Source organism: Amycolatopsis circi (assembly GCF_003385235.1).
In the GTDB taxonomy this organism is placed as follows: Bacteria; Actinomycetota; Actinomycetes; order Mycobacteriales; family Pseudonocardiaceae; genus Amycolatopsis; species Amycolatopsis circi.
In genome coordinates this window covers 1-24,690 of the sequence record NZ_PQIA01000115.1, presented here as the reverse complement: position 1 = coordinate 24,690, position 24,690 = coordinate 1, and the positions used below count along the sequence as shown (strand labels likewise).

The 24,690-nt window shown below is 69.9% G+C and carries 24 protein-coding genes, 1 tRNA gene and 1 riboswitch; of the genes, 8 read left to right on the top strand and 17 right to left on the bottom strand.

The window, feature by feature from the left end:
* Positions 1-42: 42 nt before the first annotated feature.
* From D0D37_RS35165 to dacB, 5 genes are all read right to left on the bottom strand, one after another.
* Positions 43-411, bottom strand: coding sequence for a hypothetical protein (locus D0D37_RS35165; RefSeq protein WP_067576922.1), 369 nt, complete (start codon positions 409-411; stop codon positions 43-45).
* 161 nt (positions 412-572) lie between these two features.
* The gene (gene hpt, locus D0D37_RS35160) at positions 573-1,127 is read right to left on the bottom strand and encodes a hypoxanthine phosphoribosyltransferase (protein WP_037369179.1); all 555 of its coding nucleotides are present in this window, start codon (positions 1,125-1,127) and stop codon (positions 573-575) included.
* A gap of 3 nt (positions 1,128-1,130) precedes the next feature.
* Positions 1,131-2,102, bottom strand: coding sequence for a tRNA lysidine(34) synthetase TilS (gene tilS, locus D0D37_RS35155; RefSeq protein ID WP_116204893.1), 972 nt, complete (start codon positions 2,100-2,102; stop codon positions 1,131-1,133).
* Positions 2,099-3,115 (bottom strand): zinc-dependent metalloprotease, encoded by a 1,017-nt coding sequence (locus D0D37_RS35150; RefSeq protein ID WP_116204892.1) that lies wholly within the window; start codon positions 3,113-3,115, stop codon positions 2,099-2,101. Before D0D37_RS35150 ends, tilS begins: the two co-directional genes overlap by 4 nt.
* A 109-nt stretch (positions 3,116-3,224) precedes the next feature.
* Positions 3,225-6,335: a D-alanyl-D-alanine carboxypeptidase/D-alanyl-D-alanine endopeptidase gene (gene dacB / locus D0D37_RS47585; RefSeq protein WP_244223790.1), complete on the bottom strand. Its 3,111-nt coding sequence runs from the start codon at positions 6,333-6,335 to the stop codon at positions 3,225-3,227.
* 170 nt (positions 6,336-6,505) lie between these two features.
* On the opposite strand from dacB, the gene D0D37_RS35140 reads away from it, so the two are divergent.
* Entirely contained in the window at positions 6,506-7,024 is a 519-nt protein-coding gene (locus D0D37_RS35140; RefSeq protein WP_116204891.1) for an inorganic diphosphatase, read from the top strand.
* Between the two features lie 56 nt (positions 7,025-7,080).
* On the opposite strand, the gene D0D37_RS35135 is transcribed toward D0D37_RS35140, so the two are convergent.
* Positions 7,081-8,730: an MDR family MFS transporter gene (locus D0D37_RS35135; RefSeq protein WP_116204890.1), complete on the bottom strand. Its 1,650-nt coding sequence runs from the start codon at positions 8,728-8,730 to the stop codon at positions 7,081-7,083.
* 204 nt (positions 8,731-8,934) lie between these two features.
* Here D0D37_RS35135 and D0D37_RS35130 point away from each other — a divergent pair, with 204 nt between their 5' ends.
* A complete protein-coding gene (locus D0D37_RS35130) occupies positions 8,935-9,342 on the top strand; it encodes a YciI family protein (RefSeq protein ID WP_116204889.1) in 408 nt (135 codons plus the stop codon).
* Positions 9,339-10,475, top strand: a complete 1,137-nt coding sequence (locus D0D37_RS35125) for an RNA polymerase sigma factor (RefSeq protein WP_116204888.1) — start codon at positions 9,339-9,341, stop codon at positions 10,473-10,475. Before D0D37_RS35130 ends, D0D37_RS35125 begins: the two co-directional genes overlap by 4 nt.
* Positions 10,476-10,515: 40 nt before the next feature.
* Here D0D37_RS35125 and D0D37_RS35120 read toward each other — a convergent pair whose 3' ends face one another.
* The 3 genes from D0D37_RS35120 to D0D37_RS35110 form a co-directional block, all read right to left on the bottom strand.
* Complete coding sequence (locus D0D37_RS35120) at positions 10,516-11,784, bottom strand: serine hydroxymethyltransferase (RefSeq protein ID WP_116204887.1); 1,269 nt, start codon at positions 11,782-11,784, stop codon at positions 10,516-10,518.
* 21 nt (positions 11,785-11,805) lie between these two features.
* Positions 11,806-11,893: riboswitch (ZMP/ZTP riboswitch) on the bottom strand.
* Positions 11,894-11,940: 47 nt separating this feature from the next.
* Positions 11,941-12,459, bottom strand: a complete 519-nt coding sequence (locus tag D0D37_RS35115) for a gamma carbonic anhydrase family protein (protein WP_116204886.1) — start codon at positions 12,457-12,459, stop codon at positions 11,941-11,943.
* 19 nt (positions 12,460-12,478) lie between these two features.
* Positions 12,479-13,066, bottom strand: coding sequence for a TetR/AcrR family transcriptional regulator (locus D0D37_RS35110; RefSeq protein WP_116204885.1), 588 nt, complete (start codon positions 13,064-13,066; stop codon positions 12,479-12,481).
* Positions 13,067-13,188: 122 nt separating this feature from the next.
* Here D0D37_RS35110 and D0D37_RS35105 point away from each other — a divergent pair, with 122 nt between their 5' ends.
* Positions 13,189-13,647 carry a GreA/GreB family elongation factor gene (locus tag D0D37_RS35105; protein ID WP_116204898.1) on the top strand — a complete coding sequence of 153 codons (459 nt, stop codon included), beginning with the start codon at positions 13,189-13,191 and terminating at the stop codon, positions 13,645-13,647.
* Between the two features lie 47 nt (positions 13,648-13,694).
* Here the strand turns inward: D0D37_RS35105 and D0D37_RS35100 are convergent, their stop codons facing one another.
* The 3 genes from D0D37_RS35100 to D0D37_RS35090 all read right to left on the bottom strand — a co-directional run bounded on the left by D0D37_RS35100 (position 13,695) and on the right by D0D37_RS35090 (position 15,000).
* The gene (locus tag D0D37_RS35100) at positions 13,695-14,141 is read right to left on the bottom strand and encodes a hypothetical protein (protein ID WP_116204884.1); all 447 of its coding nucleotides are present in this window, start codon (positions 14,139-14,141) and stop codon (positions 13,695-13,697) included.
* Between the two features lie 102 nt (positions 14,142-14,243).
* Entirely contained in the window at positions 14,244-14,579 is a 336-nt protein-coding gene (locus tag D0D37_RS35095; protein ID WP_116204883.1) for an ArsR/SmtB family transcription factor, read from the bottom strand.
* A complete protein-coding gene (locus tag D0D37_RS35090; RefSeq protein WP_116204882.1) occupies positions 14,569-15,000 on the bottom strand; it encodes an SRPBCC domain-containing protein in 432 nt (143 codons plus the stop codon). Before D0D37_RS35090 ends, D0D37_RS35095 begins: the two co-directional genes overlap by 11 nt.
* Positions 15,001-15,110: 110 nt before the next feature.
* On the opposite strand from D0D37_RS35090, the gene D0D37_RS35085 reads away from it, so the two are divergent.
* Entirely contained in the window at positions 15,111-15,578 is a 468-nt protein-coding gene (locus D0D37_RS35085) for an SRPBCC family protein (protein ID WP_116204881.1), read from the top strand.
* 5 nt (positions 15,579-15,583) lie between these two features.
* On the opposite strand, the gene D0D37_RS35080 is transcribed toward D0D37_RS35085, so the two are convergent.
* Positions 15,584-16,285: an SDR family NAD(P)-dependent oxidoreductase gene (locus D0D37_RS35080; protein WP_116204880.1), complete on the bottom strand. Its 702-nt coding sequence runs from the start codon at positions 16,283-16,285 to the stop codon at positions 15,584-15,586.
* Between the two features lie 88 nt (positions 16,286-16,373).
* Here D0D37_RS35080 and D0D37_RS35075 point away from each other — a divergent pair, with 88 nt between their 5' ends.
* Both D0D37_RS35075 and D0D37_RS35070 read left to right on the top strand, forming a co-directional pair.
* Positions 16,374-16,958, top strand: coding sequence for a TetR/AcrR family transcriptional regulator (locus tag D0D37_RS35075; RefSeq protein ID WP_162834617.1), 585 nt, complete (start codon positions 16,374-16,376; stop codon positions 16,956-16,958).
* Positions 16,959-16,995: 37 nt separating this feature from the next.
* Positions 16,996-17,862: a hypothetical protein gene (locus tag D0D37_RS35070; protein ID WP_116204878.1), complete on the top strand. Its 867-nt coding sequence runs from the start codon at positions 16,996-16,998 to the stop codon at positions 17,860-17,862.
* Between the two features lie 98 nt (positions 17,863-17,960).
* Here the strand turns inward: D0D37_RS35070 and D0D37_RS35065 are convergent.
* A tRNA-Thr gene (locus D0D37_RS35065) sits at positions 17,961-18,034 on the bottom strand.
* Positions 18,035-18,161: 127 nt separating this feature from the next.
* Between D0D37_RS35065 and D0D37_RS35060 the strand changes: the two genes are divergently transcribed.
* Complete coding sequence (locus D0D37_RS35060; RefSeq protein ID WP_116204877.1) at positions 18,162-19,847, top strand: hypothetical protein; 1,686 nt, start codon at positions 18,162-18,164, stop codon at positions 19,845-19,847.
* A 107-nt stretch (positions 19,848-19,954) separates the two neighbouring features.
* Here the strand turns inward: D0D37_RS35060 and D0D37_RS35055 are convergent, their stop codons facing one another.
* The 3 genes from D0D37_RS35055 to D0D37_RS35045 form a co-directional block, all read right to left on the bottom strand.
* Positions 19,955-21,154, bottom strand: coding sequence for a DNA polymerase III subunit delta' (locus D0D37_RS35055; RefSeq protein WP_116204876.1), 1,200 nt, complete (start codon positions 21,152-21,154; stop codon positions 19,955-19,957).
* Complete coding sequence (locus D0D37_RS35050) at positions 21,151-23,295, bottom strand: bifunctional MFS transporter/dTMP kinase (RefSeq protein WP_116204875.1); 2,145 nt, start codon at positions 23,293-23,295, stop codon at positions 21,151-21,153. The genes D0D37_RS35055 and D0D37_RS35050 overlap by 4 nt, the downstream gene beginning before the upstream one ends.
* Positions 23,296-23,442: 147 nt before the next feature.
* Positions 23,443-24,024, bottom strand: a complete 582-nt coding sequence (locus D0D37_RS35045; protein WP_244223789.1) for a hypothetical protein — start codon at positions 24,022-24,024, stop codon at positions 23,443-23,445.
* Between the last annotated feature and the right edge of the window lie 666 nt (positions 24,025-24,690).

Here is a 24,690-nt window from a genome sequence, read left to right as displayed (position 1 = left end):
TGTTGGTGTTCGGTGCCATGACTGCGTGATCCCCCTAGGACGTCAGGCCTTGTTGCGGAACGGGTCGCCGGCGGACTGGTCGATCTCGTGGTAGCGGGCCATCGCCGCGACGATGCCTTCTTCCGCCGCCTGGTACTGGCCGAGCAGGTTCTGCAGCGCGGACGAGTAGGAGTCGCCGCCGCCGTCGGCGCGCTGCACGAACTTGGTCGCCATCGCCTTGCCGACCGGGTTCGCGCCGAGCTTCGGCGGCTGCGCGAGCGTGCCCGCGCTGTTCAGGAGAGCTTCGACCGCGTCCCGACCGGTCCGGATCTTCTTCAGCACGGTCTGCGCGGCGTCCGGGTCGATTCCGACCTGGCCGTTGACAGCGGCGTTCTTGAACGCCGCGGCATCCGCCGAGCTGTTGTTGCCCATCTGCCCTCTCTCCGTTCCCCCGCGCGAGGACCAGCCCGTCGGCTGGTGTCACTCGTCCGCATGGCAATAGGTCTTCGCATAGGTTAACGCACCTGGTCGAGCCCTATGACGCGATTTCGGGCTTCCGGGTTCCGGACGTGAAAGGTTTCTCGCGAACCGGACTATCCGGACGTGTAGACGTGCGGATCGAGCGTGCCGATGTAGGGCAGGTCGCGGTAGCGCTCGGCGTAGTCGAGGCCGTAGCCCACGACGAACTCGTTGGGGATGTCGAAGCCGATGTATTTGACCGGCACCTCGACCTTCACGGCCTCCGGCTTGCGCAGCAGCGAGACGACCTCGAGCGAGGCCGGGTTCCGGCTCGCCAGGTTCTTCAGCAGCCAAGACAGGGTGAGCCCGGAGTCGACGATGTCCTCGACGATCAGCACGTCGCGTCCGGCGATGTCGCGGTCGAGGTCCTTCAAGATCCGCACCACCCCCGACGACGAGGTCGAAGACCCGTAGGACGACACGGCCATGAACTCCAGCTGCGTCGGCACCGGAAGCGCCCGCGCGAAGTCGGTCATGAACATGACGGCGCCCTTGAGGACGCCGACCAGAAGGAGGTCGCCCTGGCCGTTTTCCGGGTGGTCCGCGGCGATCTTCGCCGCCAGCTCCGCGATCTTGTCTTTGATCTGCTGCTCGGTGATGAGCACGGAGGCGATCTCGCCCTCGTACACGCGTCATTCCCCTCGGGTGGTGGGTTCGGGTCCGGCAAGCGAGAGCCTGCCACGCCGCCGTCGAGCCTCCAAGTTGCCTGGCAGCCACACCCCGCCCTGACCCCGCCAACGGGCCACGAGCGCGTCGACCGAACGCAGGTGCGCGTCAGTCAGCTCGCGGACCCCGGAGTCCAGCAGCCACCTGCGGAGAACCCGTCTGCGCAGCGCAGCGGGCTCGGCCGCCAGCACGGCTACGTCAAGGCCGTCTTCGCGGGCCGCGCTCTCGTGCACGCGCGCGGCGAGTGTGTCCAACGCCTCGGTGTCCTCGCGCAGCTGTGCGGCCGTACGGGCTAAAGCTGGAGCGACTCCACCCGACAGCACGTCCTCCAGGAGCGGCAGTGCTTCCGTACGCAGCCGTACGCGGGTGAAGCGTGGATCGGCGTTGTGCGGGTCTTGCCACGGCTCTAGGCCAAGTTCTGCGCATGCCGCAACGGTTTGCGCGCGAGTGATGCCGAGCAGCGGACGGCCCCACGGCGGATCGTGCGGACGCATTCCGGCGAGTGAGCGCGGTCCGGAGCCACGGCCTAGACCGAGCAGCACCGTCTCGGCTTGGTCGTCTTGGGTGTGGCCGAGCAATACGAGCCCTTCGCCGTCTGGCAACGCTTCGCGCAGCGCGTGGTACCTCGCGGCACGCGCGGCTGCTTCGGGACCGCCTTTGCCTACGACATGCACAGCGTGCACTTCGACGACGTCGATGCCGAGACCCTTCACGACTGTCGCTGCTTCGGCAGCAACGACTGCTGAATCGGCCTGGAGGCCATGGTCGACGACGAGCGCCCGCGTACGGACGTCTCGATGCCGAAGGACGTACGCCGTCGCCTCAGCGAGCGCTAGGGAGTCCGCGCCGCCTGACACCGCGACGCACACTTCGCCGGGAACAGCGACCGTCGCGAGGAAATCGCGGACCGCCCTCCGGACCGCGGCGAGCGCGCTCACCCGTGCAGTCGCCGCACCCAGGCCGCGGGGTCGGCGATCTCGGCGCGGGTCGGCAACGTGTTCGGCGAACGCCAGACCGCGTTGAACCCGTCCATCCCGACCGCGTCGACCACGTGCCGCGTGAACTTCGCGCCTTCCTCGTACTGGCGGATCTTCGCGTCGAGGCCAAGGACCGCGCGCAGCAGCCGGTCGAAAAGCCCGCCGCCCTGACGACGCGCGGTGAATCGCGCGCGGATCTGTTCGACGCTGGGCACGACCTGCGGACCGACCGCGTCCATCACGTAGTCCGCGTGGCCTTCCAGCAGCGTGGACATCGCCAGCAGCCGATCGAAGACCGAGCGCTCCTTCGGCGACTGCAGCAGCTCCGCGATGCCGCCGCCCTTGCCGCGATTGCGCAGCGCGTCGGGCAGCCTGCCGACCAGCTCGGCCAGCCCGTCGGTGGAACTCTCCGCGAGGCCGGACACGAGCCGTTCGACCTCGTCGGCGAAGTAGTCGCGCAGCCACGGCACCGCGGTGAACTGCAGCCGGTGCGTGCATTCGTGCAGGCAGACCCACAGCCGGAAATCGCGCGCCGGAACCTTCATCGCGCGTTCGGCGGCCACCACGTTCGGCGCGACGAGCAGCAGTTCGCCCTTGTTCTCCGGCCCGCCGAACGGGTCGTACTGGCCGAGCACGCGGGACGCCAGAAACGCGAGCAGCAGTCCGGTCTGCACGCCCGCGCCGGACGCCAGGATCGGGCCGAGCGGACCGCCTTGCGCTGCGGGCAGCGCGCGGCCGGTGAGCACGCCGAGACCGGACGCCGCGGACCGGACCCAGCCGGGCCGGTCCACCACGGTGCCGGGCAGCAGCGGCAAGTCACGGCCGAGGCCGGTCAGCTCGCGGACGTGGTCCTCCGCCTCTGCGGTCAGCTCCCGCAGGTCGACCACCGCGCGGTCGGCCTCGCCGCGGGCGATCTGCGGGCCGCCGCGCACCAGCAGCGCGCCGGTGGCGGCTGCCCGGTCCCAGTCGACCATGGGCCGCCGTTGGGTCTCGGTTTCCTGGCTCACCCCTCCGACGCTACCTTCCGGCCCGGATTTGTGGGCAGCTCAGCCGAGCGGGTTCAGCGAGTCGGCTCAGTGCCGGCTACTTGCAGCCGCAGCTCCGCAACGCCGTCGCCAGCACGTCGAGCGCCGCCTGCCCGGAGTTCTTGTCCGAGCCGTTGGACATGAACGCGAAGGCGAGCACGCGGTTGTCGCTGTCGAGCACATACCCCGCCAGGGTGTTGACGCCGGTGAGCGTGCCGGTCTTGGCCCGCACCCAGCCCTTGCCGCCCTGGGTTTCGCCCGAGTGGTAGCGGCCGTGCAGCGTGCCTTCCGGACTGCCCGCGACCGGAAGACCGGCCAGCAGCGGACGCAGCTTCGGCGTGTTCGGGTCCTTGCCGTCCGGACCGGCCGCCGCGGCGAGCACCTGTGCCAGCAGCCTGGCCGGCACCTTGTTCTGATTGGACAGTCCGCTCGTGTCGAACAGCTGCAGGCCGTTGACGTCGAAACCGTGGTCTGCCAACACCTTCTTCACCGCGGCGGACGCACCGGCGAACGACGCTTCCCCGCCGGTCGCCATCGCGACCTGGCGGCCGAGCGAGTCGGCGAGCACGTTGTCGGAGATCTGCAGCAGCGCGTACGCGAGGTCCGGCAGCGGAGCCGACTGGACTTCGCCGAGCACCTTCGCGCCTTCGGGAGCCTTGGCGGGCCCGGCCGGGGACGCGCCGAGCTTGTCCGCGACGAGCTGGGTGAGCGCGGTCCCCGGGTTGCCCGAGCGCATGGTCTCGTCGGCCTTCGGGTTGCCGCGGCCGCCGTCGGTCATGGCCGGGACGATCGGGGCGCCGTACAGCGACGGCGCGTCGCCCGGTTCCCAGCCCGGCGCGGTGTTCGGACCGCTGAAGGCGCTCGCGTCGAGCTGGACCTTCGTGACGTTGCCGCCGGCCTTCTTGACCTGGTTGACGAGGTCGTCGACGTGCGCCGCGCCCGGGTAGAGCGGCGAATCGGTGCCGACCGGCAGCGCGGTCAGCGACGGGTCGCCGCCGCCGACGATGACGACGGTGCCCGGCTGCGCGCCCTGGACGATCTTGGTGGAGATCCGCTTCGTCGGCTCCATCGAGAGCAGCGCCGCGGAGACGGTGAGGATCTTCGTGGTCGACGCCGGGGTCAGCGGCGTGTTCGACGCGTGGTCCCACAGCACGGTGCCGTTGGCCGGGTCAATCACACTGCCGCTGAGCTGGGAGAGCGCCGCCGCACCGGCGGGACCCGACAGCTTCGAGGCGACGCCGTTCGCGGACGGTCCCTGACCGGAGGTGTCCGGTCCGTGCAGCGCGAGGCTGGCGTCGGAGGGATCGGGTTCGCTGCCCTTCGGCGCGTTCGGCGCCCACGGCAGTCCGAGCCGGTTGGACACGGCGGGCACGGCCGACGCGCCACCAGCGGCGGCCAGCAGAAGCAGCACGACGAGCGCCAGGATCAGCACCTTCCGGCGCGGCTTCTTCCCCTCGGGACGCGGTGCGTCGGCTGCGGGCGGGACCGGCCCGGCACCGGCAGGCGGCTCCGGCGGGTACTGCTCCGCGGCGTTGCGCGGCTGAATCTGCTCTGGACCTGGGCGTTCCGCGAAGCCTTCGGCCTGTGCCGGAATGCCGATGGTCGCCTCGGACGCCCCCTGCTGCGCCTCAGGTGCGTAGGGGAAGCCCTCGGGCGGACGCGGGATCCCGACGGTCGCTTCCGCCGGGAACTGACCACCGGCCGGGTCGATCCGCATCGGCCGCACGTGCCCCGCGCCCGCGGGCGGGACGGTGCCGGGCTGCGGTTCGGGCAGCCCGGGGCGGACGGGAATCTCGATCTCCTGCGACCACGGTTCGGCTCCGGATTCGTTCCGGTTCGCCTGCGACTCGTCCCCGCCACGGCCGGACTGGCCCGGGTTGGAGCTGGCAGGCCAGTTCTCCGGCGACTCGTTCCCCGCACGGCCCGGCTGCCCCGCGTTGGAGCTGGCAGGCCAGTTTTCCGGCGACTCGTCCCCGCCACGGCCGGACTGGCCCGGGTTGGAGCTGGCAGGCCAGTTCTCCGGCGACTCGTTTCCGGCACCGCCAGGTTGGCCCGGGTTGAGGCGAGCGGCCGCGGACCCGTGGGCCGGGCTGGACTCGCCCCGGAAGCCAGACCGGTTCTCTTGCGATTCCGCCCCGGTTCGGCCGGTCTGAGCCTGGCCGGACGAACCGGGCCAGTTCTCCGGCGACTGGTCACCAACGCGGCCAGGCTGAGCCGGGCGAGCGCCGGACTCAGCGCGACCGGGCTGGCCCTGGTCAGCCGCGGCGGGCCCGGAGCCAGCAGCACCGGATTCGCTAGAACCGGAGTCGTTGCGGAAGGCGGTCCAGCCCTCCTTGGGCGGCTCCTCCCCCTGCTCGTCCCGCGAGACGATCGGGCGGAACGCCGCCCAGCCCTGGTTGCTGTCGCCCGTCGCAGGCGTTTCGTCCCGGAAGGCGGCGAACTGCCCAGGCTTCCCGGCGGGCTCGCCGGTCCCAGCGGATTGGCCAGGCTGGCCGGACTGGAACGGATTCCACCCCTGCCCATCGCCTGAGTCCCCCGAACCAGACCCGGCTCCAGCGGGCTCGAACAGTGAGTTCCCCGGCTTCCGCGCGGCCTGCCACGAGGGCGAGGACTCCTGCTGACCAGACGAAACGTTCGGCTGTGCCCGGACCGTCTGCTCCGCGGCCCCCTCCGCGGACGGCCTCGGCTGCTGCTGGGAGACCTGAAAAGTCTTCTCCCCAGCGCCCTCCGCGGAATCGACCGCCGAGGACTGCACCGTCGCCTCGGCGTCCGGACGGCCCGCGTTGTCGCCCGGACGCGGCACCCCGGCCACGAACCGGGTCGGTCCCTCCACCGGCACCCATGGGGTCTGCGGTTTCGGCTCCTCCGCGCGACCAGCCGGCGCGGCCGCCGAAGCGCCGCTCATCCGGTCCGCGAGGTTCGACCGGGGCGGTTCCGGAGGCGAGGCGGGAGCGTCCGAGGGCGCGTTGAGGCCGGGGACCTCCTCGGGCGGGACGTTCGGCTGGAACCACGATCCCGGCCCGTCTCCCGGTGTGACATTCGGCACGGAAAGCTGCGCGGTGGCTCCCGCGTCGCGCTTGGGCAGGGGGAGGCGGGAGGTCGCCCGGTCCGTTGCGGACGAGGTGTCCTCGTCGCCCGTGGGCCACCTCGGCTGGTCGTTTTCCGGCACCCACCACTCCTTCTCACCCGCCCCCGAAGGGGCCAAGGTCACATGCCGTCTGGCCGACATCGGCGCGACCGGCCGACGGGGCGTAGTCCACACTAGTGACGTCAACGAGGTCATTAGGTTGCCGCCCACGAGCGTGGGACACCGAGAGTCAAGAAGCAGCGAGGACGGCCGTGGAATTCGACGTCACGATCGAAATCCCCAAGGGGGAGCGCAACAAGTACGAGGTCGATCACAAGACCGGTCGGATCAAGCTCGACCGGACCCTGTTCACCGCGACCCAGTACCCGGCCGACTACGGCTTCATCGACGACACGCTCGGCCAGGACGGCGACCCGCTCGACGTGCTCGTGCTGGTCCAGGAGCCGACGTTCCCCGGCTGCCTGATCCGCTGCCGCGCGATCGGCATGTTCCGGATGACCGACGAGAAGGGCCCGGACGACAAGGTCCTCGCCGTCCCGACGAATGACCCGCGCCTTGAGCACCTGCGCGACATCCACCACCTGAACGAGTTCCACAAGCTCGAGATCCAGCATTTCTTCGAGGTCTACAAGGACCTCGAGCCGGGCAAGAGCGTCGAGGGCTCCTCGTGGGTGGGCCGCAGCGAGGCCGAGGCCGAGATCAACCGGTCGTACGAGCGGGAGAAGGACCGCCTCGCCAAGGAAGCGGTCGAGGGCGAAGCGCACCACTGAGCCACCGAAAAGGGGCCGTCCACCAGGCTGGTGGACGGCCCCTTTTTACTTCCGCGTCAGCCCGCGAGGGCCAGTTCTCCGGCTTCCTCCTCGGCGCGCTGCTCCATCGCCGACTTGTCCGAAAGCGGCTTCTCCCGCAGCAGCCAGACCAGCGCGAACCCGACGGTCAGCACCGCGCCGCCGATCAGGAACACCGTGCTCATCGAGCTGGAGAACCCTTCCAGGATCGGCCGGGCGAGCACCGGGTCGAGCGTCGACAGGAACGAGGTGTCGTTCACGTCGAGCCCGCCGCCTGCCATCTTCTGCGCGAACTCCGGGTGCTGCGCCAGCGCCGCGGTGTAGGCCGGGGAGGCCATCGCCGAGCGCACCGCCGCCGCGATCCGGTCGCCGACCGTGCTGAACAGGATCGACAGGAACACCGCGGTGCCCGCCGTGCCGCCGATCTGCCGGAAGAACGTGACCGACGAGGTCGCGACGCCGATGTCGCGGGGCGAGACGTCGTTGGTGGCGGCCAGGGTCAGCGTCTGCATGGTCGAGCCGAGGCCCAGTCCGAGCACGAACGCGATGGCCATCACCAGGCCGAGCGAGGTGTCCACGCCGATCGTCGCGAACGAGTACACCGCCGCGGCCATCAGGCCGAGACCGGCGACCGCGAAGCCCTTGTACCGGCCGGTGCGGGCGATGATGCGTCCGCTGCCGAGGCTCGCGACCATGATCCCGAGGGTGAGCGGCAGCATCTGCAGCCCGGCCTGGGTCGGCGTCGCGCCCTTCACGATCTGCAAGTACAGCGGCAGCGACATCATCGCGCCGAACATCCCGATGCCCTGGATCACCGTGACCAGCGTCGACACCCGGAAGACCCCGTTGCGGAACAGCCGCAGCGGCAGCAGGGCGGCGTCGCCCATCCGGCGTTCCTGCAGGATGAACAGCACCACGCCGAGCGCGCCGACCAGGTACATCGCCAGCGACGCGGGCGAACCCCATCCCCATTCGCGGCCCTGCTCGGCGACGAGCAGCAGCGGCACGAGGCCCAGCGTCAGCGCACCTGCGCCGAGGAAGTCGACCTTCTGGTCCACCCGGGTGTGCGGGAGATTCAGCACCTTGCTGACGACGACCAGCGCGGCGAGCGCGATCGGGACGTTCACCATGAACACCCAGCGCCAGCCGGTGAGGCCGGCGAACGAGTCGAGTCCGGCGAAGAACCCGCCGACGACCGGGCCGGCGACGCTCGAAACGCCGAACACGGCCATGAAGTAGCCCTGGTAGCGGCTGCGTTCCCGCGGCGAGGTGATGTCGGTGATGATCGCCAGCGCGAGCGACATCAGCCCGCCGGCGCCGAGGCCCTGGAACGCGCGGAACGCGGCCAGTTCGTACATCGATCCGGCCATCGCGCTCGCCAGCGAACCGGCGAGGAACAGCGAGATCGCGGTCAGGTACATCGGCTTGCGGCCGAAGAGGTCGGACAGCTTGCCGTACAGCGGCGTGGAAAGCGTCGCGGTGATCAGGTAGGCGGTGGTGGCCCAGGCCTGCAGGCTCTGGCCGTGCAGTTCGTCGGCGATGGTCTTCATCGCCGACGACACGATGGTCTGGTCGAGGGCCGCCAGGAACATGCCGAGCATCAGTCCGGACAGAACCGTGAGGATCTGCCGGTGTGAAAGCCGTCCGTTCGTGGTGGCGCCCCCTTCCGCAGTGGCGGTGTCGCTCATGGTGGTCTCCCTCAGTGCCGGGGTAGTTGCTTGTATCCTTCAACTACTTGCTCGCCACAACTGTTCCCGAAAAACTTGCATTCATCAACCAAATATCGTGTGACGCTAATCTCCCGCCGGGCGATGTCGAGAACGGGCGACCGGCTCCGTCCCTGGCGCGAACGTGACGGCGACGAGCCGCCACCAGCACGGAGGAGAACCACGATGGCCAAGTACCTGCTGCTCAAGCACTACCGCGGCGCGCCGGCTTCGGTGAACGACGTCCCGATGGACCAGTGGACGCCCGAGGAGGTCACCGCCCACATCCAGTACATGCGCGACTTCGCGGACCGGCTCGTGGAGACCGGCGAGTTCGTCAGCGAGCAGGCGCTGTCGCCGGAAGGAACGTTCGTCCGCTACGACGGCGAGGGCCGCCCGCCGGTCACCGACGGCCCGTTCGCCGAGACCAAGGACGTCATCGCGGGCTGGATGCTCATCGACGTCGACAGCTACGAGCGCGCGGTCGAACTGGCCGGAGAGCTGTCCGCGGCTCCCGGGGCGGGCGGGAAGCCGATCCACGAATGGCTCGAACTGCGCCCCTGCTACGGCGTGACGCCCTCGGTGACCGAATGAACGAGGAGTTGCTGCGGGAACTCGTGCCCGCGGTGATCGGCATCCTCGTCCGGCGCGGAGCGGATTTCGCGTCGGCCGAGGATGCCGTGCAGGAAGCGCTGATCCGCGCGCTGGACGCGTGGCGGGACGATCCGCCGCGCGACCCGAAGGCGTGGCTCATCGCGGCCGCGTGGCGTCGCTTCCTCGACGCCACGCGGTCGGAATCCTCGCGCCGGGGCCGGGAAGTGGCGATCGACGCCGAGCCGCAGCCCGGGCCGGCGTCCGCAGTGGACGATTCGCTCCAGCTCTATTTCCTGTGCGCACACCCGTCTTTGACACCGTCGTCGGCCGTCGCGCTCACCCTGCGCGCGGTCGGCGGGCTGACCACGAAACAGATCGCGCAGGCGTATCTGGTGCCGGAAGCGACTATGGCGCAACGGATCAGCCGCGCGAAGCGGACCGTGTCCGAGGTGCGGTTCGACGCGCCCGGCGACGTCGCGACCGTGCTGCGCGTGCTGTACCTGGTGTTCAACGAGGGGTACTCCGGCGAACTCGACCTCGCCGCCGAAGCCATCCGGCTGACCCGGCAGCTCGCGGCGGGGTTCGACCATCCGGAGGTCGCCGGTCTGCTCGCGTTGATGCTGCTGCACCACGCGCGCCGGGCCGCGCGGACAACACCGGACGGCAGTCTCGTGCCGCTCGCCGAACAGGACCGCGGCGCTTGGGACACCCGGCTGATCAGCGAGGGCGTCGACATCCTGCAGGCGGCGCTGGCCCGCGACCAGCTCGGCGAGTACCAGGCCCAGGCCGCGATCGCCGCGCTGCACGCCGACGCTCTCGCGGCGGAGGAAACCGACTGGGTGCAGATCGTCGAGTGGTACGACGAGCTTCTCGCGCTGACCGACAGCCCGATCGTCCGGCTCAACCGGGCGGTCGCGGTCGGCGAGGCGGACGGGCCTCGTGCGGGGCTGAAGGCTCTGGCGGAGCTGGACGACAAGCTGCCGCGGCACGACGCGGTGGCGGCCTACCTGCACGAACGCGACGGAGATCTGGTGACCGCCGCGCGGCTGTACCGCGAAGCGGCGGAGAAGGCACCGAATGTGGCCGAGCGCAATCACCTGATCAGTCAGGCTGCCCGGTTAAACAGCTCGTGAGTGGCGATCACGGTTAGAACCGCGATCGCCACTCACGACGTCACTCGCTATACCCCGGGATCGGGAACGGCTGCAGGAACTCGCGGATCTCCGCCGCGATCGAGTCGAGCGCGCCGTCCTGCTGCGCCGCCGCGGCGGTCACGGTCCGGTCGATCCAGTCCGCGACCTGCACCTGGTGCTCGGGCTTGAGCCCGCGCGTGGTGATCGCCGACGTGCCCAGCCGGATGCCGGACGGGTCGAACGGCTTGCGCGGATCGAACGGCACGGTGTTGTAGTTCAGCTCGATGCCCGCGCGGTCCAGCGCCTGCGCGGCGGGCTTGCCGGGCACCGCCTTGTTGGTCAGGTCGATCAAGAGCAGGTGGTTGTCCGTGCCGCCGGAAACGAGGTCGTAGCCGCGCTCGACCAGCGCTTCGGCCAGCGCCTTGGCGTTCGCCACGATCGTGTGCGCGTACTCGGAGAACGACGGCTGCTGCGCCTCCCCCAGCGCGACCGCGATAGCGGCCGTCGTGTGGTTGTGCGGACCGCCCTGCAGACCCGGGAACACCGCCTTGTCGACGGCCTTGGCGTGGTCGGCGTCGGAAAGGATCATCGCGCCGCGCGGGCCGCGGAGAGTCTTGTGCGTGGTCGTGGTGATGACCTGCGCGTGGCCGACCGGCGACGGGTGCGCGCCGCCCGCGATCAGGCCGGCGATGTGCGCGATGTCGGCGACCAGCACGGCGTCGACCTCGCGGGCGATCTCGGCGAACGCCGGGAAGTCGATGGTGCGCGGGATGGCCGTGCCGCCCGCGAAGATCAGCTTCGGCCGGTGCTGGCGGGCGAGGTCGCGGACCTGGTCGAGGTCGACGCGGCCGGTTTCCTTCCGGACGCCGTAGCGGACCGGCGTGAACCACTTGCCGGTGGCGGACACGCTCCAGCCGTGCGTGAGGTGGCCGCCGTCGGGCAGCGCCATGCCGAGCACGGTGTCGCCCGGCTTGGCGAACGCCAGGTACACCGCGAGGTTGGCCGGGGAGCCGGAATACGGCTGGACGTTCGCGTGGTCGGCGCCGAACACGGCCTTCGCGCGCTCGATCGCGACCTGCTCGACCTGGTCGATGAACTGCTGGCCCTCGTAGTAGCGCTTGCCGGCGTAGCCCTCGGAGTACTTGTTCGTAAGCACGCTGCCGGTGGCTTCGAGGACCGCCTGCGAAACGTAGTTCTCGGACGCGATCAGGCGGATCTTGTCGTGCTGGCGCTTCGCCTCGTCCTCGACGAGACCGGCGATCTGCGGATCCGCCGCGGACAGTGCGGACAGGGCGGGCTGGTGTGTCATGGCGTACTCCGGCTCTGCAGTGGCCCTCACCCAGGCGCGCGGTGCCGGCCTCGTCGTCGCTCCCCGGTGGTGCTCCACCTCTTGAATGGCGCCAGTCGCTGCTGCGGAAGCAGTTTAGTGCACTCCGCCAGCCGCGTCCGGCCTGCGGGAAAGCGCTCAGACCTGCTCGAGGCCGCCGCGGTGGCGCCGCGCGAGTTCCTGGTAGACCGCCGCGTTGTGGTCGACCCACACCCGCGCGGAATCGGTGAGTTCCACGAACTTCTTCGCCGGGCTGCCCATCGCGATCATCTCCGCCGGGACCTCGGTGCCCGGCGTGACCGTCGACCCCGCGGCGACGAACGCGCGCGGTCCGATCACCGCGCGGTCGAGCACGGTGGAACCGTTGCCGATCAACGCCTGCTCGCCGACCGTGCAGTCGTGCACGAGGCACTGGTGCCCGACGGTCACGTTGCGGCCGACTTCGGTCGTCTCGGGTCCGGAGTGGATCACCGAGTTGTCCTGGATGTTCGCGCCCTCGCGGATGACGATCGGGCCGAAGTCCGCGCGGATCACCGCGCCGTACCAAACCGAAGCGTCCTTCTCGACGGTCACGTTGCCGATCAGGGTGGCGGTGGGGGCGATCCAGGCGTCCGGGTGGACCTGCGGGCTGACGCCGTCCAAGGAGAACAAAGGCATGCCGGGAGCCTAAGCGGCGTCAGCGGTATCCGGCGAAGCAGAGCGCCTCGATGTCGCCGCGGAGGCTCGCGGACGACCGCGGCCGGACCCGCTGCTGCACCACCGCGCCGAGCAGGTAGCTCAGCAGCGAGCGGGCGCGGGCGCGCGGGTCGTCGACGTCGAGCGGGGCGAGGAGTTCGACGAGCAGTTCGGTGATCGAGGTGAGCATGGCGTCGATCGCCTGCGGATGCTGTGCGCGGCCCGCCGCGATCCAGTACTCGAACCAGAGGAACGCGCCGCGCGGATGGTCGGCGAACTCGGCGAGGTAGGCCTCGGTCACCGCGAAAAGCCGCCTGCGCGGGTCGGAGTGCTTGTCCGCGACCTTGCGCAGATCCGCCGCGAAGGTGTTGATGTGCGCCGCCATCGCCCGGTCGATGAGCACGTCGATGTCGGCGAAGTAGTAGTGGATCGCGCTCTTGGTGAGCGGTCCGGCCTCCGCGATCGCGCGTACCGTGCAGCCGCCGAGTCCTTCGCGGGCGAGGACCTTGCGAGCCGCTTCGACGATCTGTTCCTGCTTCTGCAATTGGTTGGGCGACAGCTGGGCGCTGCGGCCGGGCACGGCGGTCACGGTGATCCTCGTTACGTTTGTCAGGACGGCAGCCCTGAATCCTAGGCCAGTCGTCCCAACGTCTTCCGGCGGGTGAAAAACCGGATTGGCCACCCCGGTCCGCGCAGCGGACAATGCCCGGCATGGTGATCTCAGGGGACAAGGGGCTCAGCGAGGCGGCGCGCCGTCAGCTGGAAAAGGAAATCGCGGACCTGCGCGCGCAACGGGAGGCGCTTTCGCCGAAGCCGGGCGAGCAGGAACGCACGGGGGACGCCGCCGACCAGGCGGACGTGATCGACCGCGCCGAGGCAGCGGCGCGACTGGACCGGCAGATCGCCGACGTCACCGCGAAGCTGGAGCACGGCGCGTACGACAGCTCGCTGCTTCCGGACGGCACGCGCGTTTCGCTGCGTTTTTCCGGCGGTGACGAGGAAGAGTTCACCGTGGTGACCCTTCCCGGCGAGGACGCGGACGCGATCACCTCGGACAGCCCGCTCGGCATCGCGCTGTCGAAGGCGAAGGCAGGCGAGGAAATCAGCTACCGCACCCCGCGCGGGCAAGCCACCGCGACGGTGCTGAAGCTGACCCCGCCCGCGAACTGACCACATAGGACAGACAGTGGCCGTCCCGGAGTCCGGGGCGGCCACTGTTATTTGTCCGCGTTGGCCACCGTTTCGGCTTGATACCCGTACACCCCGTCAGTCTCGACCGCGACGTGCCAGCCGCCGCAGTCCTGGTCCATCCGCTTGTGCTCGCCCGCCGGCCACCAGTCCGCGGTGAGCGTCGGGGCCTTCGCCTCGGCCTTTCCCTGCTTGCACAGGGACGGGAGCCCGGACGGACCTGGTTGATAGCGCAGGATCCGCTCCGAACCGGTGGTGCGGATCAGCTCGGTGACCGACTTCGCGTCGTCGGGCACCCACGACGGAAGCCGGGCATCGGCGTTGGCCTTGCCCTGCTTGCCGGTGTCGTAGGAAACCGCCTTCACGTGGCCGTTCGACTTCTCCTCGATCGAGGAGCCGAGGCCGCACGACGCGACCGTGGCCAGCGCCGCGATTCCGGTCGCCGTCAGTACCGCCTTGTTCCGCACGCTGTTCATGGTTTCCAGTCAACCGAGACCGGCGCGGCATGCCCTCGTTCTTCCGGCCCTAGCTGCTGGCCGGTCGGCCGACTCCGTCCCTCACATGAGTGAAATCGCGGGTCATTCTTCGCCGTCGAGATGAGCCTGCAGCGCGGCGAGCGGACCGTCCCAGTCCCGCGCGAGCGCGGCGAGGAACTGCTGTGCGACCCGCATCGGCGCGGAATCGAGCCGGTACCGCACGCGACGCCGCTCGCCGGGCTCCGCGGCGACCAGGCCGGCGTCGGACAACAGGCCGAGGTGCTTGGCGATCGCCTGCCGCGTGATCGGAAGCCGGGCCGCGAGATCCGTCGCCGTCGCCGGGCCACGCGCGGCCAGCTCGGCGAGGATCGCGCGCCGGGTCGGATCGGCGAGCGCGGCGAAAACCTGCTCGGCGACCGCTTCGGAATCAGCCGGCATCGAGACTGGCCGCCAGCTCGTCCAGTTCGCGCGCCCAGCCGTCGACGTGCGAACGATAGGTGGCCGGGTATTGGCCGTCCGGCAGCTGCGAGAACCCGGATTCGACCACGGTGAGCCGAGTCCCGCCGTCGCGCGCTTGCAGGGTGAACTCGACGTACGTGCGGCGCGGGTCGTCCTCCGGCATCCCGTCGACCTGCCAGGTGAAGCCGAACACCGCCGGCTCCTCGACCCGCTCGACCCGGATCTCGGCGACGCGTTCGCCGGTCCACGCGACCCGCCCGAGACCGCCCGGGCGCAGGTCGATCTCGGCCTCGTCGCCGAACCAGGCGCTCAGGCCGTCGGCCGTGGTCAGCGCCGTCCACACGGTCGCAGGCGGCTGCGCCAGCTCGACCGTCCGCTCGATGCGGTCGGGAAACCCCATGCCGTGCTCCTTCCGGGCCGAGCCTAGGCAACCACACCCCATTGACGCAACCAAACGGTTGCCATATTGTCGCAACCATTCAGTTGCATCACCTCGCGAAAGGAAGCTCGATGAACTCCTTCACCACCGAACTGACCGTCGACCGCACCCCCGAAGAGGTCTTCGCCGCGGTCACCGACGTCCGAGCCTGGTTCAGCGAGTCGATCACCGGCATCGCGACGGCAGTCGGCGACGAGTTCTCGTTCATCGACAAGAGCATCCCGACGAGCCGGATCCGGGTCACCGAACTCGTGCCCGGCCGCCGGATCGCCTGGCACGTCGAAGACGCGTACCTCGCCTTCATCGACCAGCACGACGAGTGGACCGACACCCGGATGACCTTCGACCTCACGCCCAGCCCAGGCGGTACGACGCTGCGATTCACCCACCACGGCCTGACCCCGGAAAGCGCTTGCTACCGCGATTGCTCCCGAGGCTGGACAAGCTGCGTCAACACCAGCCTGCACGCGCTGCTGACCACGGGCGTCGGCAAGCCGATCCCGAAGTCCGAGGCCCCGGAAGGACATCTGGCCGAGTAACGCGCTTACGGGACCTGGAGGTCGGAGGTGTCGCGTTTGGCGTGCATCTCCCACAGCGTTTCGGCGAGGTCGGCCGGGTCGATCTCCGGAAACTCGGAATTGGGCTCGATAGCCCCGGATCGCAGTGCGGCGTCGACTGCGCTTCCCCGGATCATGGCTCCGATCTGAAGCGTCGCCGCGTACACGCCGTCGGGGGCGATTTCGGCGGACAAGCTCTGCAGGTAGTTGCGGGTCGCCGCCATCGCCGGGCCGATGCCGCTGAGGACGGGCGCGGGCTGGGTGGCCGAGACGCTCTGGCTGATCAGAATGCTGCCTTCGCCGCGGTCGCGCAGCTCTCCCAGAACGGCCTGGACCAGAGCGATCGGCGTGAGGAAATACAGGTCGAGGAGCCGCTGCGCGGTCGCGGTGGTCAGGTCGGCGGCGGGAGTGAAACCGGTCAGGTCCAAGGGCGAATACGACACCACGTCGATTCGCTCGAAACGGTTGCGGATCGCGTCGACCAGCGCGGGAATCTCCTCCGGACGCGCGAGATCCGCGGGAAACGCAGCGGCTTCGACGCCCTCCGCGGCCAGCCGGTCAGCCAAGTCGGCGAGACGTTCGCGGTTGCGCGCGACCAGGGCGATCCGGAATCCCTCACGGCCGAAGCGCCGCGCGATGGCGGGCCCAAGGCCGGTGCCCGCACCAAGCAGGACCAGGGTTTTCGACACGGAACCTCCATAAGTTGATGGTGATCTCAACTTTGGCGCCAAGTTGAGACCGTTGTCAACTTCTTCGCACCAGCCCTACGATGACCCGGTGAAAACGGAGGGGAAACCGACGCTGCGCCGAGACGCGCGCCGCAACCAGGAGCGACTCCTCGCCGCAGCGGCAGAGTCGTTCCGAGAGAAGGGTTTGGCGGTGCCGCTGGAGGAGATCGCGCAGCGGGCGGGCGTCAGCGCCGGAACGCTCTACAACCGTTTCGGCGGACGGGAAGCGCTGATCGACGCGGTGATGCCCGAACTGGTCGTCGAGCGGATGGACGAGGCGATGCGCCGCGCGCAGGCGGTCGACGATCCGTGGGAATCGTTCGTCACCTACGTGACCGTGCTGTGCGAGCAACAAGCCGACGACCCCGCGTTCCGGGACGCGATCAGCCGCCAACTCCAAGACGCGCCCGAACTGACCGCGCGCTGCACAGCCGAACTCGCCAAATCAGTACGCCTGCTCGAACGCGCGCAACAAGCCGGGACGCTGCGCGCAGACATCACGTCCGACGATCTGATGCTGCTGATCTTCACGAACGCGCTGATCGTGCGCGAGACCGTCGAGTCCAATCCGGACGCATGGCGGCGCACACTCTCGTTCAGTCTCGCCGGACTGCGCGCCGGATGTGGTAGTTAGGAAGCGTGCGAAGATCCTTTTCCTTCAAGGAAATCCGATGAACGATGACGTTTCCCAGAACCTCGTCGTCTTCCGAATCAAAAGCCTCCCCGAACCAGTGCTGGCCAGCGCGCCGACGCAGGCCGAAGACGCTGTCGAGCAGGCGTGGGCGAGCGTCCGGCGGCAGCACAAGGTGCGCGGCTCCGCGGTTTTGGCGGTGTACAGCGAATGGCAGCCGTCGGTGGCCGATCAGAAATTCATGGCCAAGAATTTCCGGAAGGCCGAGTGCACCTACAGCTTCACCCGGCCAGGTCCCGGTGAATGGGACCGCGCGTTCGCCGAAGCCCGCGCCGTAATGGCCGAAGCCGAGCAGCGGAAATCCGCCGAGGAGATACTGCCGACCCTCTGGAGCGCGTCCTCACCGCGCGCCGGACTGCTCGAAGCGCTGCCACACCGACCGCTCGTGCCCGGCCGGTTGTCGGTCGCGCTCGCGGTGGTGGCGCGGACTCCCGAGGGCAAGATCGGGATGCAGCACATCACCCGGCACGAGCAGGAGGTGATGGGCGCACCGCTCGAGAAGCTGCTCGACGTCGGGTTCGGCTGCCTCGCCCGCGGGCTGAAGTTCGAGGTCCGCAGTTCGGGCGAGGACGTGCTGGTCTCGCTCGTCAGGGAGAACCAGCTGGCGGCGTCCGCGCTCGCCCTGCCCGATCTGCATGCCCAGCTGGCACCACACCTCGGGACGGGAGACCTGATCGTCGGCCTGCCCTGCCCGGACGAGATGTACGTGGCCAGGGAGGGCTCCGGCCTGGCGGACACCGTCCGAGAACAGGCGCTCGGGTCGCCGTACGAGACGACGGAACTGGTCCCGTCAGTCCTGCGGCTCGGGTCCGGCGGGCTGGAACTGCTCGCCGAACGGAGCAGCTAGCCGAGGTCCCCTAACGGGTGAATTCGGCGAAAGTCAGCGGCCGGTCCGGAAACGAGTCAGGCCCCATCCGAACTGCTTCGGATGGGGCCTGACCTGGGAGCCGCCTGGGGGAATCGAACCCCCGACCTATTCATTACGAGTGAATCGCTCTGGCCGACTGAGCTAAGGCGGCATGCCGCTGCGCGACGGTCATCAGTGTAGCGGAGGCGTGGTGCGTCACCTTGCGGGGGCCGCGTCGTTAGGCTCCTATGACTTCGGTCTCACTCCCCGACCCGGCGATCATCTGGAGGACCCGGCACATGCAGCGAAGACTGCCCCGTGCGCTGGCGCTGCCCGCCACAGCCGCGTTGCTGCTGCTCCTGGCCGCGCCGGCTGGTGCGCAGGAGATTCCGACGACGCCGATCCCGCAGCCGAACAATCCGTCGCAGCCGCCCGCGTCCGCGCCTGTCGGGCCGCAGCCGCTCGGGCACGCGGTCGGCGACGCGGGGACGGCGCTCGGCGTCCTGCGGCTGCTGCCGAACTCGGTCACCACGAGCACGATCCTTCCGGGCTTCGGCCAGTCACTGCCGAAGCAGTCCGCGCTCGAGGCGGGCATGGGCTTGTCCAGCGCGTCGGCGAACTCGGAGGCTTACCTGGCCTACGAGAAGTCGATCGCGCAGTCGTCTCCGTTCGGGCTGGCCGTCGGGGGCCAGGCTCCGCAGACGCCGGGCAGCCTCGTGCAGACCGCGCTGCCGGACAACCCGAAGGAGATCAGCGGGGGCCTCAACGCGCCGTCGAACCCGCTGCTCAACCTCGGGCTGCTCAACGGCACCGCGCACGCCCGCTGGAGCGAATCGCTCGGCCCGTGCGTGGACACGATCGCCGACGCCAGCACGTCCGTCGCGAGCCTGTCGCTGCTGAACGTCATCCCGACGCTTCCGCAGGTCCCGTTGCTCGGCAACGGCGGGCTGAACCTGCCGCAGGGCACGCAGCTCGCGCAGGGCTTCGACCCGAAGAGCGGGCTGCAGAGCCTCGGCGGCCTGCTGCCCGGCGGCGGCCAGACGCCCGCCGCGGGCACCGGGTCGCTGCTGAGCCTGCCGAACACGCTGTCGTCGCGGTCGCAGGTCAAGCTCGTCGACATCCCCGGCTCGAAGAACAAGGCGGTGCAGTCGAAGTCCACGCTGCAGGCGGCGGACATCAACATCCTCAAGGGCACGCCGCTCGAGCTGAACCTCAAGGTGGCCAGCCAGCCGACGCTGACCGTCACGTCGACCGGCGACGCGAAGACGTCCACAGTGGACTACCAGGCTCCGGTAATCACCATCGGCGCCGGCGGCAAGACGCTGTACACGCTCGACGCGGCGCACCCGACCAAGGACATCCCGATCGGCCTGCCGCTCTCGCAGCTGAGCGACCAGTTCGGCGCGCTCGACAACGTCCCGGTGGTCGGCGGCCTCGTCGCCACCGCGACGAAGGGTCTGCAGCAGCTCGGCGACACCACCGGGAAGGTGCTCGACCTAGGCGTGCTGCGGCTGAGCATCGCGAACCTCGACCAGAAGCAGTCCGAGGCGACCACGCCGTTCAAGGGCTACCAGCTGGGCGCGGCGGCGCGGCTGCTCGACCTCCAGGTGCTGCCGACGCAGAAGCTGAAGGCACTGCTGCCGCAGCAGGCAGGCGACAACCTGCCGTCGTCGCTGGCGCAGCTGTCGCTGGGCGAGCAGGTCGCCCGTGCGTACGCCCCGACCGGCGGCGTCGTGTGCGGTTCGACGACTCCGCCTGCCCCGCCGCAGGGCGGTGCCGCACCGGCGGGTCCGGTGAAGCACCTGGCCTACACGAACGGCGCGTACGACACGGTGCCGCTGTTCTGGAGCGGGACGGCGATGCTGCTGATGGGCGTCGTCATGGTCGCGGCGTTCCCGAACCGGCGGCGTCCCGCGCTGGTGCTGAAGCGGCCGTCCGGCGGTCCGGACGCCCCGTTCAAGCCGTCGCCGCATCCGCGCGACTGACGTTAGGCAAAGGAATAGGCAAAGGGAACGGCCCTCTCGTTGACTGGCGAGGGGGCCGTTTCTCGTGAGTGGCAATCCCGGTTCTAACCGTGCTCAGCACTCACGAGTCAGCCTTGGCGAAGCGTGGTGACCATGGCTTCCACCGCGATCCTCGGCTTCACGTTCAGCCCGATCGCCTCGCGGCACTCCAGCACCGCTTCCAACCGGCGCATCGTCGATTCCGGCGACCAAGCCGCCGCGGCCGAGTTGATCTGCTCGGCGTGGTCGGGATGCGTCAGCGTCGCACCGGAACGCGAAGTCGTCACGAGCACGTCGCGGTAGAACCCGGCCAGATCCACCAACGCGATGTCGAGCGTGTCGCGCTGGGTTCGCGTCGCGCGGGACTTCTGGCGCTTCTCCAACTGCTTCACGGCGGCCTCAGCGGCACGTTTCGCCCCAGCGACGCCCTTGCCGGTGCCGTCGCCGCCCATCGCGGTGCGCAGTTCGGAGCGCTCCTGCTCGTCGCGGCCCTTGCTCTCCTCGCCCGCGTCCGCCTCCGCGGCGCTGATCAGCTGGTCAGCGCTGGTGAAGACGTCGTCCGGACGGCGCAGCCCAAGCGGGATCCGCAGCACGGTGGCGCGACGCTGGCGAGCGGCCTCGTCGGTGGCGAGCCGGCGCGCGCGGCCGACGTGGCCGTTGCACACCGCCGCGGCCCAGTTGGCGCGCTCAGGATCGACGCCGTCCCGGGAGACCAGCACCTGCGCGATCGCCTCGACGGGCGGGGTGCGCAGCGGGACCAGCCGGCACCGCGAACGGATGGTGACCGAGACGTCTTCCGGGTGGTCCGACGGTGCGCACAGCAGGAACACCGTGCGCGCTGGCGGCTCTTCCACGGCCTTGAGCAGCGCGTTCGACGCGCCCTCGGTGAGCCGGTCGGCGTCCTCGATGATCACAACCTGCCACTGCCCGGTCGTCGGCCGACGCGCCGCCGCTTGCACGAGCGCGCGCATCTCGGCGACCGAAATGGACAGTCCTTCCGGGACGACCAGCCGAACGTCGGCGTGGGTTCCGGCCATCGTCGTGCGACAGCCGGGGCACGCGCCGCAGCCGGTTCCGGTGCTGCACTGCAGGGCCGCGGCGAACGTGCGCGCGGCGACCGAGCGGCCGGAGCCGGGCGGGCCGGTGAGGAGCCAGGCGTGCGTCATCGCGGCGGGCGCGACAGGTTCTCCGGCAACGATTTTGGCCGCCGCGGACGCCGCCGAGGACAGCGTTTCCATTGCGGGCTCCTGGCCGACGAGTTCGGTCCAGACGCCGATCGGAGTCGTCACCGATCCTCCACTTTGGACACCACAGGCAGTGCGTCCGCGCCGTTTTGCGTCACTTCCGCTTCGGCTGCCTCGACGACGTCCGCCGCGGCAGCGTCTTCGGGCGACTCGGGTTCCTCCTCCGCCGGTTCCGCGGGGGCGAGCGCGGCGAGCGAGCCGACGAAGACCGACTGGACGGCGCCGCGGACGCGGCCCGCGACGTCGACGTCGGAGCCCTCCGCGTCGACCACCACGTACCGGTCCGGATCGGCGGCGGCCATCTCGCCGAGCAGTTTCTGCACCCAGAGCTGGTCCTTCAGCGACGGCTGCGGATCCTCCGGGTGCTCGGAGTCGAGAAGCACGGTGAGATCCGGGCGAAGCCGTCCGGTGGCCCAGTCGACCAGCCCTTCCAGCTCGCCGCGGTCCAGCTCGCCCGCCGCGGACAGCGACGCGAGCGGGGAGTCGACAAAGCGCTCCATGACGACCACGGACCCGGCGTCGAGCGCGGGCTGGATCTCGCGTTCCACCAGTTCGGCGCGCACGGCCGCGGCGACGAGGGCCTGCGCCCGCACCCCGGTGAGGGCGGCGTCCGAGACGAGCGTGCGGAACCGCTGTTCGCCGAGCGCCGGATCGGCGGTGAGGACGACCGGGCGGGTGCCGGTGCCGAGCCAGCGCGCGAGGCGGGCGGCCTGTTCGGCGGTGTTGACCGCGGTGGTGCCCTCGACGGCGATCAGGAAGCCGTTGACGCGGCGCGGGTTGCGGCGCAGCGCGTTGCGCAGGTCGGTGAAGATCTTCTCGGTGCGCCGTTCGTCCATCTGCCGGTAGGCGATGATCCCGAGCAGCACGGCGAGCAGGCCGCCGCCGAGGATGACCGGACGGGTGCCGTCGACGATGATCGGGGTGCCGAACAGATCGATCTTGCGCTGCCGGACCAGGCCGATCAGCACCGGCGTGACCACCGTCGCGCCGAACAGCACGATCTTGAGCATCGCCTGGTAGATCGCGTTGATCCGGCCGCGGATCGCGTCCTCGACGCGGGAGCCGATGATCGTGACACCGGTCAGGAAGGCGGTGCCCGCGCAGACGCCGACGAAGGCGACCGCGGCCACCGAGATCGACAGGTGCGGCGACAACGCGACGACGCCGAGCGCGAGCCCGGCGAGGACGATCGAGATGCCGAACAGCCGGTCGTGCGGGAGCCGGTGCGCGAGCTTCGGGGCAAGCGCCATCCCGGTGGCCAGACCGATGAAGACGGCCAGCATCAGCAGGTTGAACGCCGCGTCGCCACCGAGCAGCGAGGACGAGTACGGCTTGGCCGCGCCGATGACCGCGCCGCCGGCCGCGAAGGCGCCGAAGGCACCGATCAGCAGGCCGCGGACGATCGGGGTGCTCCGGACGAACTTCAGCCCGTCGCGCATCATCGCGCCGAAGCCGAACTTCTCCTCGTCGGCCCGCTTGACCTTCTGCTGCGGCGTCGAGTGGACGTCGCGCAGGGACAGTTCGGGGATGCGGGTGGCGACGATGATGCCGCTGGTCAGGTACAGCAGGCCGGTGATGACGACGACGACCTTGGCGATGTACAGGTCGACGCCCGGGCCTTGGAACAGGTGGAACGTGGAGTTCGCGCCGAGGATCAGCGCGTTGGCGCCGGCGGCGGTGATGACGGCGAGGCCGTAGGTCATCACCATGCCGAGCTGGTTGGCGGTCTCGACCTGCTCGGGGCGGCGCAGCAGGTTCGGCACCGCCGCGTCCTTGGACGGGATCCACATGATCGAACAGCTGCCGACCAGGAAGTTCGCGACGAACAGCCACCACGGCGCGCCGACCACGGCGATGGAGAGCAGGAACCCGCAGCGCAGCAGGTCGCAGACGACCATGATCTTGCGCCGGTCGAACCGGTCCGCGAGCAGGCCGCCGATCGGCGCGAAGAGCAGGCCGGGCAGCAGCGCGGTGACGACGACGCCGACGAACGCGTAGTTCTGCGCGGAGTAGTTGTCGAGGAGCTTGGTGCTCAGGCTGGTGAGGTTCAGCAGGTTCAGCCAGTCGGCGACACTGCACAGATACGTGACGCCCCACAGCCGACGGAATGGCTTGATCGCCAGCACTCGGCGGGCCCGGTGGATCGTGGACGTCCCGCCCGATCCGCCCGAGCCGGTGCCCGGCACCGACCGTACGCCCTCGCTGATACGCCCACCCCACTTGTCACGGCGGCGTCAGGCGACCCCGGCGGATCCCCCGACCGTGTGGTGCCAGGGTAGTCCCGCCGCGGACGCGGGTCGGGCACGCCCCGTGATATGGGTGGTCGGCGGGGGTCAGCCGAACAGCCCCTTCACACTGCTCACCAGGCTAGCGATGAGCTCGATCGCGACAATTCCGAACACGATGAGCAACACCACGGCGAGCACCACGCCCGCCGTGCTGCTGGAGGGACGGCCGAAGCTGGGCATGCTGAGCGAAGGCAGCCCGCGTCGGCTCTGCCGCTCGGCGAGTTCTTCCTCGATGTCGTCGTCGGCGATCTCGGTGACCCGCTTCGGCCGCGGCCGGGGCACCTTCTTGAGCAGCTGAGGAGCCTTCGTCGGCCACGTCCGCTGCCGGGGCAGCAGGCCGAGAGGAACCAGATCCGGCCGGTCGGAGGGCGGAATCGGATTCGGCGTCTTGACGACTTCCTTCTTCTTGGCTTCCTCTTTCAGCGCGGCCTCGACCATCCGCTTGACCTCTTCGGGGTCGTGCTGGACCGGCTTGGCAGTCGGCAACGGACGGCGCCCGCGGTCCGTCGCGATCTCGAACCCGGCCAGCGGATCGGAGAACCGCTCGCCCCCGGCGTCGCCGCCCAACGTCCCGTCCCGGTCCGGCCCGGGGGCGGGAAAAAACGGAGTCCCGTCGCTCGTGCTCATGGTGACCACCTCACTACGGAATGTCCGCCGCGTCCAGTGTCGGCGAGAGTACCGGTCGCCGCATCCACCCAATGGCCGCAGAACCACTACTGCCCGCGCCCGAGGAAAGTCCCGCCCACCCGGGCCAGTGACCGCTGATAGACGGCGGTGTAGCGGCTCTTCAACCGGGAGCTGGGGTTTGCTTCAGGTGCGCCAGACCGCCCAGGCTGAAGTCATGCGGACGGGGCAGGACACCGCGCCGCCCGGCCCAGGCGGCGAGAGGCTGGGCGGCGAGAGGCTGGGCGGCACGGGGCCGGGGTCGGCTGGTCCAACTCAACTCAGCCAAACCGCACCCGGCCCAGCCAGACCCGCCCCACCCGACGCCACGCCAGCCAACACCGCACCCCGCCAGACCCACGCCGCACCGCGCCAGCCAACGCCCGCACCTCTCCCAACCAGACACCCCTCCGGCGACCCAACCGCGGGATCGCGTCGGCGTGTGGAGGGGCAGTGCGAACGGCCCCCCGGGCCGGGCGCACTGCCCCTCCACACGCCGACTTAAAGGCGATCCCGCACGCGACGACGAAGTCGGCGCAATCAAACACAGCGATCCCGCCGCGGCGGCGGAGCCGACGCCATCAAACACAGTTTGCCGCGCAGACCCGCAAACCCAGCCCCGGCAAACCC